This is a genomic window from Methanosaeta sp. UBA356 (assembly GCF_002496465.1).
GTDB classification, from domain to species: Archaea; Halobacteriota; Methanosarcinia; order Methanotrichales; family Methanotrichaceae; genus Methanothrix; species Methanothrix soehngenii.
The window spans coordinates 1-11,501 of the sequence record NZ_DAKC01000020.1 but is presented as its reverse complement, the minus strand read 5'-3'; the positions used below and the strand labels follow the sequence as shown (position 1 = coordinate 11,501).

General features: G+C 51.8%; 15 protein-coding genes. 9 read left to right on the top strand and 6 right to left on the bottom strand.

Annotated elements, in window-relative coordinates; translation table 11 throughout:
• On the top strand, positions 1-316 hold a 316-nt coding region (locus BP727_RS01150), incomplete at its 5' end, for a hypothetical protein (RefSeq protein WP_286856968.1).
• Positions 317-391: 75 nt separating this feature from the next.
• Here the strand turns inward: BP727_RS01150 and BP727_RS01145 are convergent.
• Both BP727_RS01145 and modA read right to left on the bottom strand, forming a co-directional pair.
• Positions 392-1,138, bottom strand: coding sequence for a Rossmann-like domain-containing protein (locus BP727_RS01145; RefSeq protein ID WP_276619719.1), 747 nt, complete (start codon positions 1,136-1,138; stop codon positions 392-394).
• Between the two features lie 120 nt (positions 1,139-1,258).
• Positions 1,259-2,140, bottom strand: coding sequence for a molybdate ABC transporter substrate-binding protein (gene modA, locus BP727_RS01140; protein ID WP_286856963.1), 882 nt, complete (start codon positions 2,138-2,140; stop codon positions 1,259-1,261).
• Between the two features lie 392 nt (positions 2,141-2,532).
• On the opposite strand from modA, the gene trpD reads away from it, so the two are divergent.
• From trpD to BP727_RS01115, 5 genes are read left to right on the top strand one after another with little or no spacing between them, the layout of a single operon-like run.
• Entirely contained in the window at positions 2,533-3,558 is a 1,026-nt protein-coding gene (gene trpD, locus BP727_RS01135; protein WP_013719039.1) for an anthranilate phosphoribosyltransferase, read from the top strand.
• Entirely contained in the window at positions 3,555-4,196 is a 642-nt protein-coding gene (locus BP727_RS01130; RefSeq protein ID WP_013719040.1) for a phosphoribosylanthranilate isomerase, read from the top strand. Before trpD ends, BP727_RS01130 begins: the two co-directional genes overlap by 4 nt.
• On the top strand, positions 4,178-5,632 hold the full coding sequence (trpE, locus tag BP727_RS01125; protein WP_013719041.1) for an anthranilate synthase component I: 1,455 nt from the start codon (positions 4,178-4,180) through the stop codon (positions 5,630-5,632). Before BP727_RS01130 ends, trpE begins: the two co-directional genes overlap by 19 nt.
• Positions 5,629-6,210: an anthranilate synthase component II gene (locus BP727_RS01120; RefSeq protein ID WP_286856957.1), complete on the top strand. Its 582-nt coding sequence runs from the start codon at positions 5,629-5,631 to the stop codon at positions 6,208-6,210. Before trpE ends, BP727_RS01120 begins: the two co-directional genes overlap by 4 nt.
• Entirely contained in the window at positions 6,198-6,929 is a 732-nt protein-coding gene (locus tag BP727_RS01115) for an indole-3-glycerol-phosphate synthase (RefSeq protein WP_013719043.1), read from the top strand. The genes BP727_RS01120 and BP727_RS01115 overlap by 13 nt, the downstream gene beginning before the upstream one ends.
• Positions 6,930-7,083: 154 nt before the next feature.
• On the opposite strand, the gene BP727_RS01110 is transcribed toward BP727_RS01115, so the two are convergent.
• The 4 genes from BP727_RS01110 to BP727_RS01095 form a co-directional block, all read right to left on the bottom strand.
• On the bottom strand, positions 7,084-7,404 hold the full coding sequence (locus BP727_RS01110) for a nucleotidyltransferase domain-containing protein (RefSeq protein WP_013719044.1): 321 nt from the start codon (positions 7,402-7,404) through the stop codon (positions 7,084-7,086).
• Positions 7,405-7,814: 410 nt separating this feature from the next.
• Entirely contained in the window at positions 7,815-8,180 is a 366-nt protein-coding gene (locus tag BP727_RS01105) for a toxin-antitoxin system TumE family protein (protein WP_013719045.1), read from the bottom strand.
• Positions 8,177-8,449 (bottom strand): hypothetical protein, encoded by a 273-nt coding sequence (locus tag BP727_RS01100; RefSeq protein WP_157863686.1) that lies wholly within the window; start codon positions 8,447-8,449, stop codon positions 8,177-8,179. The genes BP727_RS01105 and BP727_RS01100 overlap by 4 nt, the downstream gene beginning before the upstream one ends.
• 389 nt (positions 8,450-8,838) lie before the next feature.
• Positions 8,839-9,054, bottom strand: coding sequence for a type II toxin-antitoxin system HicB family antitoxin (locus BP727_RS01095; protein ID WP_273271575.1), 216 nt, complete (start codon positions 9,052-9,054; stop codon positions 8,839-8,841).
• Positions 9,055-9,553: 499 nt separating this feature from the next.
• Here BP727_RS01095 and BP727_RS01090 point away from each other — a divergent pair, with 499 nt between their 5' ends.
• The 3 genes from BP727_RS01090 (at position 9,554) to BP727_RS01080 (ending at position 11,445) form a co-directional block, all read left to right on the top strand.
• Positions 9,554-9,835, top strand: coding sequence for an AbrB/MazE/SpoVT family DNA-binding domain-containing protein (locus BP727_RS01090; protein ID WP_286856953.1), 282 nt, complete (start codon positions 9,554-9,556; stop codon positions 9,833-9,835).
• Positions 9,828-10,154 carry a hypothetical protein gene (locus BP727_RS01085; protein ID WP_286856951.1) on the top strand — a complete coding sequence of 109 codons (327 nt, stop codon included), beginning with the start codon at positions 9,828-9,830 and terminating at the stop codon, positions 10,152-10,154. The genes BP727_RS01090 and BP727_RS01085 overlap by 8 nt, the downstream gene beginning before the upstream one ends.
• Positions 10,155-10,641: 487 nt before the next feature.
• On the top strand, positions 10,642-11,445 hold the full coding sequence (locus BP727_RS01080; protein ID WP_286856949.1) for a hypothetical protein: 804 nt from the start codon (positions 10,642-10,644) through the stop codon (positions 11,443-11,445).
• Positions 11,446-11,501: the final 56 nt, after the last annotated feature.

Sequence of the window (11,501 nt, the reverse complement as noted above, 5' to 3'; positions counted from 1 at the left end):
GACATTTGGACGAATAGTAATATGTGAGGTGAAGGATATGCTGAGCTCAAAGGAATTGGAGGATATGGGAAAGGCGATTGAGGAGATCGGTGCTGCCAAGAGCTGCATAACCGGAGATGTTCTCAAGGAGGCCAAGAGGGTGGTATTAGAAAAGAGCTTGGATGCAGCGGAGATATATGCCGCCCAGCTAACGGGAACCGATCAGAATACCGAGCTGATGCGCGTTCTGAAGATAAGCCGGAAGAACAATCTCAGCCCGGAGGCGGTAGCTCAACTCTTAGATAAGCTCAATGTAATAGAGACCGGCAGGTGGTAGGCCCGATATCCGACCTATTCACACCGGCCCACATACGATTATATATTTTTAGCATATTTCTCTTGCCTTAAGCATTCAGGTTGAACAGGCACACCAGCTCTCCAGCCCCATGAGATATGCGGCTCCTGCTATGGTCACTCCGAAGAGCACCACCCTCCTATCATGCTCAGCTGCCCGGTCCAGGAGGTCGTCGATGGTGCCGTTCACTATGGTCGACCCGGTGATCAAAATGAGCTGGCACTGCTCGAAAATCTCCTCGGAGTTCAGGCCGTCCAGCACCCTGACCCCACAGCGCTCGCTGCCCGCCTCAGCCAGGTCCGAGACCATCACCCTTTCTCTGCCGAAGGCCTTGACCAAAGCCTCCAGAATAGCGGGCTGCAGGCCCACCAGCCCCACCATCTCCCATTCCTGATCTCTCAGCCAGTCCACTGCCAAAGAGGAGCACCTCTTCGGGCCATCATCCCGGCAGTGAACTGTCTTCTCGATCTTGCCCAGATATCTGAGAGCAGCATTCATGGTGGCAATAAAGACCGCCCGCTCGAAGTTCTCATCCAGGGGCAGGGCCAGAACATCTCCTAAAGTTCCCTGGAAATCCCCACTAGCAGCAGTGAACGCCTGCCCGGCAACTCCCTTAAATGTGGCCTGCATGAGAACCTCTCGTCCCCTGATTATGGGAAAATCGTCCCTTCCCGGATCCCCGATGGCCTCCGCCACGCTGAGCGGCCGGCTGATGACCACCTCGCTTTGCAGCTCCCGGCGATATACCCCATCGCCCTGGAACTTGAGCAGCTGAATGAAACGCCTCTTTGTCTCCTCTAACAATTCTCCGCCGGTCATAGTAATTCCCCTCTTAAAGCTGATGGTATCCCCGTGCTTTATAGCCTCATAATATCTTTGAGCCTCAACGCCCCATCAGGTCATGCGATTTGGATCCTCTCGGCATTAATCGATGGCCGCGGCCCGGTCCCCGGCCGGCAAGGCTGCGTTCTCTTCCCAGCCCTCCAGGGAAATGAATCCATATTCGTCTAATATGGCCTGAGCATCATTTGATATCAATAGATCGATGAATGCCTCTGCAGCCTCAGAATTATCAGATTGCGAGAGCACAGCAGCGCTGCAGTTTCCCCGTATATTGTAACCCTCCGGAATGGAAATCTTTCTGATCTTTCCTCTCATCTGAGGGGTGACATCGGACATGAAGGCGAAGCCGGCATCCGCCTCCCCCATGGCGACCTTGGAGACTATGCCCGTGACCCTGGTCTCTAAAGATACCACATTGGCGAGGACCGCCTCTTTGAAGGCAGGGCCGTATTCGGGATCTTTTGCCATAAGGTCAAGGACCTGCAGGGCATAGTCCCCTATGGGAAGCTCTTCTATTCCCATCACGATCTTCGTCCCGGGAGTGGCCAGGTCCCGGATGGTGGTGATATTGGCAGAACTGTCCATCGGTAAGACCACTGCCACCTTATTGCTGGCAAAAGCCTCGACTGTGTCCTCCCCAATAAAGCCTGCATCGACCAATGGATCCATGTACCTCTGATCCGGCGATATCAAAAGATCGGCATAGGCACCCTCCTCGATCTGAACCCGGAGGGCGGGAAGGCCATCGAAGTTGAATCGTACCTGAGAATTGCTGCTATTCTCATAGAGCTCGGCGATCTCGCTCATAGCTCCGGTAAATCCTGCACCGCAAAAGATTACCAGCTCCTCGTTTGGAGCGGTCTGAGAGCCGAGATCCGATGCTTCCATAGCCATGGTCACGGACAGTATCGTCCCAGCCAATAACATCGCCACCAATATCATTGAAGTCATTCTCTCATTCATAGATCCACCCGCTTTCATTTGAGATCCGGAATGCGGACTACTGGATTATCCCCTTTGCGGCAGAGATCGCTGATCTCCGGATTTGGTGGGTGAATTTTGAATCGGATATTCCCTGCATCTTTTCGCCTCTATGGCGAACCGCTATGCTCTGACCCAACACAGAGACGCAGAGGAACAGAGGCTATAACCTCTGTCGGACCTCAACCGCATAATTCAGCGAAGAGCCTGATACTCACTGGATGACAGGACAAGGACGAGAAAATGGTTGAGATCCAAGGGCAGAACCTCCGGACCATGAACCCATAATGCCAGCAATGCATAATCTATAAATATAATGTACGTTTTTACTCAGTAAAGTACAAAGTTGTACATCAATCGATCTGGTGATTCATTTGAGCTATCTTCAAAAGATCATGGAAGGTCAGGACCTATCCCTGGAGGAGTCTGAGGCCCTGATGGACGAGATATTCAATAAGGCATCCGATGCCATGATCGGAGCAGTTCTGGTAGCATTGCGAAGAAAGGGCGAATCAGTATCCGAGATCGCGGGATTTGCCAGGAAGATGCGAGAGTCCGCCATCCGCATAGAGCCCTCTGTCAGCGGCACGCTGGTCGATACCTGCGGCACAGGAGGAGACGGCTCCAACACCATCAATGTGAGCACCGCAGCCGCCATCGTCACCGCCGCCTGCGGTGTGCCCGTGGCCAAGCACGGCAACTATGCCATCAGCTCAAAGTGCGGCAGCGCCAACGTCCTGGACGCGCTGGGGGTGCGGATTAGCTCCGATCCGGCTGAGGTCCAGTCTCTGATTCAGGAGGTGGGAATAGGATTCATGCTGGCGCCGGCATTCCACCCCGCCATGAAGCGCGTGGGCCCGGTGAGAAGGGATTTAGGAATTCGAACCGTCTTCAATATCCTGGGACCCCTCACCAATCCCGCCGGGGCGAAGGCGCAGGTGATGGGAGTCTACGATCCGAGCCTGTGCGAGAAGCTGGCCTGTGTGCTGCAAATCCTGGGGGCGAAGAGGGCAATGGTGGTCAACGGCGAGGGCATGGACGAGATCACCAACACAGGAGAGACCCGCGTCTCTGAGCTCAAGGACGGATCGGTAAAAAGCTACACCCTCCGTCCTGAGGATTTGGGCTACCCCCAGGCCGAGAGCGCTGATATCGCCGGCGGTATGCCCGATGAGAATGCCAAGAGGTTAGTCGAAGTATTGAAAGGAGAGACCTCAGCAGCCCGGGATATCATCGTCATCAACTCCGGGGCGGCTGTCTATGTATCCGGCCTCGTCTCCACTATGAAGAAGGGAGCGAGCATGGCCGAGGATGCCATCGATTCCGGAGAGGCCTTAAAGACCCTTCAGAGAATGGTTAAGGCAAGTGGAGAGCCTGAGAAGCTGGAGCGCTTCTTATGACCAGGGTCAAGATCTGCGGAATTATGAGCGGTGACGATCTAGCCCTTGCCCTTCAAGCAGGAGCGGATGCCGTGGGATTTGTGGTGGAGATCAAAGACTCCAGGCACTGCATTTCGGCGGAAGAAGCAGCGGATCTGATCCATAAGGTGCCGGTTTACACCAAGAGCGTGGCGGTGATCCATCCCTGTGATTTAGATGATGCGCTGCGACTGGCCGATATAACGCGGGCAGATGTTCTCCAGCTGCATTCGTCGCTGCCGCCTTCAGATGTAGCTGATCTAAAGAGCAGGACTGGCTCCAAGCTGGTGGTTGCTGTGGCCGCAGATGACGGCGGCCAGCAGGCAGAGAGATATGAGAGGGTGGCGGACGCAATACTCTTAGACAGCATGGTCGAAGGAAGGCTGGGCGGTACGGGAAGGGTGCACGACTGGGACAAGAGCGCCGGGATCGCGAGATCGCTCCAGGTGCCGGTGATCCTGGCGGGGGGACTTGATCCGGATAATGTCCTCTTGGCCATAGAGCGGGTGAGGCCCTATGCGGTGGATGTCTCCAGCGGCACAGAGACAGCGGGCAGAAAGGACCCCTTCAAGGTCAGAGCATTTGTAGAGAAGGTGAGAAGATGCCCAGCGACCCAGTAGCTCCGGTATTCATAGATGTGAGCAATAAGGTCAGCGTGGACGCTCCCCTGTCCCTGTATATGGCTCTGCGCGATCGCAGGTACCCCTATCTCCTGGAGTCGGTGGAAAAGTCCGGGCAGAAGGCCAGGTTCTCTTTTGTGGGAGCCGATCCATCGGCCATGATCTCGATCAAGAACCGCTTCCTTGAAATGGAGTTTTTCAGCGGCGGAATGGGGCCGATGACGGAGAGGCTCTCGGTTTGCGTGGATGTGGAAAGAAAGGGCTCAGTTCTCCAGGGATCGATAAAGGATGGCTATGATCTCTTCGATGTGCTGAGGGCGGCCATACCCTCCCGCCGTGGAGCGCCCAACAGCTTCTCCAGGCAGGTGTTCACTGGAGGAGGGATAGGCTTTCTGGCTTACGACCTGGTGAAAGAGAGGCTGGGGAAAGGCTCGACCTCCCAGACCCCTGATGCCCAGTTCGGCCTGGCGGAGAGCACCTTCATCTTCGATCACCTGGACCGCAAGGTCTACTTCTCCATCGCCCCCATTCTGCCCGGCCCCAAGGTCAATCTGATTGAGACCATCGGCGGATTAGATCCCGACTATAATCCGGAAGAGGATCCGAACATATCAGGCAGGGTGCTCTCGGCCGGGGCGCCTGAGGAGTATAAGGATGCCGTATCCCGGGCCAAGGAGCATATCATCGACGGGGACATATTTCAGGTCGTCTTGGCCCGATCGACTAGGATTGAATGCCCGGACCCGGTCAAGCTCTATTTGAAGCTGAGGAGCATCAATCCCAGCCCTTATACCTATCTCTTCGAGTTCGGGGATCTGGCCATTGTGGGAGCGTCGCCTGAGACCCTCTTCAATACTTACAACCGCATGTTGAAGGTCAATCCCATCGCCGGGACCTGTCCCCGGGGGAGGACCAGGTCTGAGGACGACCGGTATGCTCGGATTATGCTCAATGATGAGAAGGAGAGGGCGGAGCACGTGATGCTGGTGGACCTGGGCAGGAACGACGTGCGTTCCGTCTGCCGGTCGGGGACGGTCCAGGTAGAAGATTTCATGTCCGTTCTGCAGTACTCTCATGTCCAGCACATAGAGACCACGGTGATTGGCGAACTGAGGGAGGAGTGCGACCAATTTGATGCCGCGCGGTCGGTATTTCCTGCTGGCACCCTATCCGGTGCTCCCAAGCTGCGGGCGATGGAGATCATCGATGACCTGGAGAGGGCTCCCCGAGGAATTTATGGGGGAGGCATAGGCTACTTCTCCATAGACGGGAGCTCAGACTTCGCCATAGCCATAAGAAGCGTTCTGGTCAAGGACGGCGTGGCCACGGTGCAGGCGGGAGCGGGGATAGTGGCGGACTCGGATCCGGAGAAAGAGTACCAGGAGACGGAAAGGAAGATGGCGGCCATGAAAAGAGCCCTGGGAGTGGCGGCATGAGGCCGATTCTCTTCGTGGACAATCATGACTCGTTCGTCTGGAACCTGGTGGATTATGTCTCCGTCTTTTATGATAACACCATCGTCCGCTCCAATGAGATCTCTATGGCGGAGGTGGAGAGGTTGAACCCCAGGGGGATCGTGATCTCGCCTGGGCCGGGCCATCCGGCCAAGGCCAGGGATATAGGCAGCTGCCTGGAGATAATTCTCGGCCATCCAAAAACGCCCATCCTGGGGGTGTGTCTGGGCCACCAGGCCATGAACCTGGCCTATGGGGGGACCATCTCTCACACCAGGCCTCTTCACGGGAAGACCTCCCAGATCGAGCATGATGGCCGGGGGATATTCCAGGGGGTGGAAAATCCCCTGCAGGGCGGTCGCTACCACTCCCTGGCCATCGAGAAGCTCAGCCCGGAGGTGGAGGCCTGTGCCCGGAGCGCTGAAGGGGTGGTTATGGCCATCCGCCACAGGAATCGTCCTCACTGCGGCCTGCAGTTCCATCCGGAATCAGTGCTTACCCCCTCGGGAAAGAGGATCATCCGAAACTGGGTGGAGGAGGTGGAAGAATGCACTCCCTGATAGACGGCATCCTGGAGGCCTCGCGGGCGCGGGGGCCGGCGGCGACGGAGTTATGGCCGGCGGAGGAGAGGAGAGATCTGGTTGCCTCTGCCGCGGAGGCTAAAAGAAATGGCCTGATACCAATCATCGCCGAGATCAAGCCCAAGGCACTTGGCAGGACCCTCGCTCAGGAGGAGGTGGCAACCTACGCTCGGGCTTACGCGCAGTACGGTGCCTGCGCCATATCCGTTCTCACCGAGCCCACCCACTTCAAGGGCAGTCTTGAGAATGCAAGGACTGCTCGCCGGGCGGGCTTGCCGGTACTGAGAAAGGACTTCATATTCAGTGAGGTGCAACTCTCGGAGGTCCAGGCGGATCTGGTGCTGCTCATCGCCGCCCTGGATATCGATTTAGATCGGTTCGTGGCCGCGGCCAGGGATCTTGGAATGGAGCCATTGGTAGAGGTCCATTCGGAGAAAGAGATGGAGAGGGCCCTGTCGACAGAGGCCAGGATCATCGGCATAAACAATCGCAATCTTAAGACCCTGGAGGTTGACCTTGAGACCTTCGAGCGGCTGGCGCCGCGGGCAAGAGATGCGGGGGTATTCCTGGTGGCGGAGAGCGGGGTGCACAGCCCGGAGGATGCGGTGCGGATGGTGCGGGCTGGAGCGGATGCCCTGCTGGTGGGAACGGAGCTGATGGCGGGGCCGGAGAGGCTGGGGGAGCTAAACAGGCTTTGAAAACGCCGAAAACATCTCATTATTTCACGATTTTTCTATTTCCTGATTGCTAATTGCTTCTTACAGCATCGTCATAGAAGCCCTCTTCAAAGAGGTGGCGGGGGCGGCATCAAGCCTCGTCTCCGATTCCGAGAGCAGATGCGCTATCTCATCGTCAGGCAATCTTGATACCCTCAGATAGGACGTTGCTTAAAAATGAAAAAGACTTTTTGGCTTCAAAATCATCCTGAGAGAGAACCTTTACGGATATATCTTCTCCTGTTTCCAGCAGAATATCGAAGGTCAGGCCGATCAGCTCTCTGCGCAGCCGGAAGTCCTCTCTGTCCACTACTACCAGAAGATCGATATCCGAGTCGGGCCGATCTGTGCCCCTGGCAACAGAGCCAAAGAGGGTGATGCTCTGGATTTGGTCTCCGTAAGACTGAACTGCCCTCTTTATGAACTCATCAATGGCATTTTGCTTGCTGGAATCCATGGACATCTCTCCAGAAAAGTTATGTTTTCATTGTATTTAAGACTCAGACTGCGGCCTCTTCAGTCTATCCTCCTGCTCGGTCTCTTTCTCCGCTCGCTTGATGGACCTGCTCCTCAAACCAAGAACTAAAATTTGACATCTAACGAATCGACTTGAAGGGGCTGGCCGGCGTGCCTGGCCTGTGCTTGCATGGAAAGCGGCTGCAAATTTTCTTATGGGACGCCGCGAGTCAGCCTGCGGGCCTCCCGCGCTAGTGCTCTGGGCCCCTCAACGCCGGGGTGGCTTGGATACAATCGGAGGCAAGCCGTTTAGGGTGTAATTAATCCTAGTCGATATTCTCATTCTGGCATCCATACGGCCTTATGTCCTCTATAATCCATGATTAGGTGCTTTAGGCAGGGAGCATACACTCAAACACTCTTACATATGAGATGTTCTATTTCCCTGAGTATATCCAAAATTCCTTTCTCTTCGGATTCCAAAATATCATTGGCAATATGCTTGTGATGGGGAAAGGTGGAGTTCTCGTGATGTGGGGCATTATCATATCGAAATACCATCTGCCCATTCTTATCTATTAAGTGAAATCTATATTTTAGCCTCTGGTCTCTGTGAAGATACTCCATGAACTCCAGAGTTGATCCGTCGATAAAGAGCAACCTTCCACGCAGCATGCCTTGATCAGGACTGAATTCGCTGTAACTGACCTTTTTATCAGCAATTATTTCTGCATCTATTAATCTGAAATCAACTATTCTAAAATAGTCAGAGATCAAAGGGAGAGCACCGCTTTTGCCTTTTGTATCTCATGTGCAACTGCATCCCTGCCCCTCAATAGACCCCACCACTCAAAGAAGTCTTGAGAATCGCCCAACTCTCCGCTTTCGAATTTAGACAAGAATTTATGAGAGTCCATCCCATATCGCTCTTCGAACTCTCGAATTTCATTCTCGGCTAGCCTCATCTTCATATCAAGGAGGCTTATTTCTCTTTCCAGGGATCTCTTAATGATGAGTTGTGCATCATCAACTGCTTTTGCGCTCATTATAATAATAGATTGCTCAGGAGACATATAAGACTTATGAAAGAATGAGATCAATGGAAAGACATTGTTGTTTTGATCAATTACTGATTTATAAATTAATTAAGGTTATACATTTCTGAGTCTATTTTATGAATCTGGATTAGGCTAACATAATCCATGCAGGCTTTTTTTAAGTGCACGCCGCGAGTTGTCCTGCTGACCTCCTGCGCTATGTTTGGGGGCGCGGCTTATGGTCGCGGCCGGCCAGGCGAGGGCGGTTAAGCTGTGGACTCATAGAGCGCGTCCTAAAGTCTATTATTGCCGATTTGAGGAGACCTATATTGAGGTCCCCGGAGACCGGAATGGTTATGAAAGAGCTGTTTGGCAAGCGCAGGGCGCAACGCTGCCCTTCATACCACGACCTCTACATATCTTGCAGAGATCGTTGGCTTCGGAATCGGTATCCTATCCTCATTCAGCCCTTCCAGATGCAACTCTATAGCCTCTTTCATCAGTTCTGCCGTCTCCTCCTCGGTGTCGCCCGCTGAAACCACGCCATGGAGGTCCGGGCAGTATGCGGAGTAATTACCCTCGCCCTTCTCAATGATTATCGTGTATTTGGCCATCCAAGATATCCTCTGTGACTGCCTTTGGTGTTCACCAACCTCCAGCCATCGGCCTCGATCAGTTTTATGGCATCTCTGATCCTCATTTGTGCCTCCAAGTATGCATCAGGTCGCTGCAGATATTCATCATTTTGGATTCTTTTCAGTGTGCGCCGCGAGTCGGCCCTCGGAACGCAGGCGAAGAGGGGGCCTTAAAACCAGGAAGATCAGAATAAGCCATCGATCGTTTTGGATTGCGATATATTAAAGGAAAAATTCGCCAGGCGGGCCGGGCCAGAAGTTTGAACTGCTTTTATGAGGCTCGAAAGATCTCGACGGTCAGCATAGTTGATTTCTCGAATCCAGGGCAGTTATCAAGGCTAGGATTGATCTACACAGACTGGTTTTTTTGTGCACGCCGCGAGTCGGCCCATCGGGCAGTGGCCACTGCCCCCACGCGGACGGGAGGTAAGGCTACTAGACAAGGCTGCAAAAGCCTTAATATGATCATATCCCACATATGGGATTCAAGGATGATTTCATGCCCTTGACAAAAGTAGATGGAAAAGGAAGAGTGGTTCTTCCCAGCGAGCTTAGGAGCAGGCTGGACATCAGCCCAGGAGATGAACTCATCGTCGATGAGTTGGGTCCGGATGCCCTTGTTTTGAAAAAAGTCGATCTGCATTCCATGATAGAAGAGATCATAGAGAAGGCGAAAAGCGTAGACCTGGACCGGCTGGAAGAAGAGATTGAGGAAGAGGCTAACAGGCTTGCTAGAAAGAAGTACAAAGTTCTTGATTGATACCAACCTTTTCGTGGCAACAGTCAAGAGCGGGAGGACGAAGAGCACCGAACTACTTGTAAGGCTGGTTGAAGGAACTTGGGATTTGGTTGCAGATGACATCCTTATCGCAGAATATGAAAGGTGCGCTCTTGAATTTGGTGCACGCGGCTTTTTTGATCTCATCCGAAGAAGGGTCATTACCATTGAGCTGCGGGACGACGATATTCTGAAGTGCAAGCTTTTAAAGAGTACATTGCAGAATGCAATAGAACTAATTCAAGCACAAAAAAAGGGGGAGAGCCTATTTCTCAAGGCTCTTTCGGAGGCATCCCCGTAAATTTGAGTCTTAGCCTGTCCTCATCATAGAGATCGACTGAGGTGTTTTCATCTGTCGGAGCGTCTTTTATCTTCTCATAGAGCGTATCCAGCCTATCCCTGAGCCATTGGGCCTCTTCTTATGTCAATGGTTCGACATGATACAGCTTGTAGTCTACTCAGCGCAGCATCTCAGAAGCCATCTAGACCACCACCAGAGCAGCAAGAGCCTTCTTCATGCTCGCATGTTGGGATCTCATGACCAGGACACCCAGCTTGAAAAGATTTTCGTGTTTACTTACGCCAAGAGAGGGGTGAAGGATTACAAATACTGGAAAGCGGAACGGAGAGCATCCAATGGCCGGATGAAGCAAGTTCATTTAGGCCCGTCTCAAGGTGAAAAGGGCTTAACTGAAGAAGCCCTGCAGAAAGCCCCGCCTTGCTAAGGCCCAAGGCATAGGGATTAATACTTAATGTAAAAATACGGAATAGGAAAGAGAGAGTTTACAATGAGCGGATCAATCCAAGAGAGGACTATATTTGGCATCGCTGGTATTGGCTCTTTGATCCTTGGTCTTTACATCGGATATCGGTATCTAGGTTTTTTCGAGTATATATGGATTCCTTATTTATCTATTTTTTGGCAACCTGGACATTTAGATTCGTTAGTAACAACCTTAACTGTTCTGATTATAGGTGTTATTGTTTCAATCCTATTTTTTATGATAGCGTCAAATTTACTAAATATCGCTTATAATTTGTTAATAATAGCCATAAAAGATACATCGCCTAATAGAGACTGGACGATTTACATAGATCAAGGAAAAAATGCTATTTCGCTATTGTTTATCCCCCTATTTTTGTTCGGTCTTGGGGCTATGGTCTATTCATTATATGCACAATGGAATCCACATATTGGTGAAATGATTTATAGAGATAACGTCATGATGGAAGTTAGAGAAATAGAAGCCATTGATAAACTTTATCCGTATTATGATTGCGAATTAGTTGCAGGTACGGGTTGGAAATTTATAATATTAAATTATTATATTTCGCATATTAATAATACTAACCATGCTACTGAAATGAGAGCAGGCAATCTTGTTGATGAAAACGGTATTAGTTATTCAAACTACTACAAAGATTGTCTCCCGAAAGATGAATATTATTATATACAAAAAATAAATAGGTCTATGTTTGGGAAGCTTTTGTATAGAATTCCTTTAAACGCTGTTCCTGGGAAGATCAGCTTTCACACTAATAGCACGAGCACACCGATAGAAATATCGCTACAGGAACGGCAATTACTATGAAAATAAAAAGATAAAATTACAATACTAAGCAAGTTCCTGTACTTTCCAACTTTTTA

Coding starts and splice junctions, on each gene's coding strand:
- modA (WP_286856963.1), bottom strand. CDS start 2,140: ATGAATGAGAGAATGACTTCAATGATATTGGTGGCGATGTTATTGGCT.
- BP727_RS01130 (WP_013719040.1), top strand. CDS start 3,555: ATGACCAGGGTCAAGATCTGCGGAATTATGAGCGGTGACGATCTAGCC.
- trpE (WP_013719041.1), top strand. CDS start 4,178: ATGCCCAGCGACCCAGTAGCTCCGGTATTCATAGATGTGAGCAATAAG.
- BP727_RS01120 (WP_286856957.1), top strand. CDS start 5,629: ATGAGGCCGATTCTCTTCGTGGACAATCATGACTCGTTCGTCTGGAAC.
- BP727_RS01115 (WP_013719043.1), top strand. CDS start 6,198: ATGCACTCCCTGATAGACGGCATCCTGGAGGCCTCGCGGGCGCGGGGG.
- BP727_RS01110 (WP_013719044.1), bottom strand. CDS start 7,404: ATGGATTCCAGCAAGCAAAATGCCATTGATGAGTTCATAAAGAGGGCA.
- BP727_RS01100 (WP_157863686.1), bottom strand. CDS start 8,449: ATGAGCGCAAAAGCAGTTGATGATGCACAACTCATCATTAAGAGATCC.
- BP727_RS01095 (WP_273271575.1), bottom strand. CDS start 9,054: ATGGCCAAATACACGATAATCATTGAGAAGGGCGAGGGTAATTACTCC.
- BP727_RS01090 (WP_286856953.1), top strand. CDS start 9,554: ATGGGATTCAAGGATGATTTCATGCCCTTGACAAAAGTAGATGGAAAA.
- BP727_RS01080 (WP_286856949.1), top strand. CDS start 10,642: ATGAGCGGATCAATCCAAGAGAGGACTATATTTGGCATCGCTGGTATT.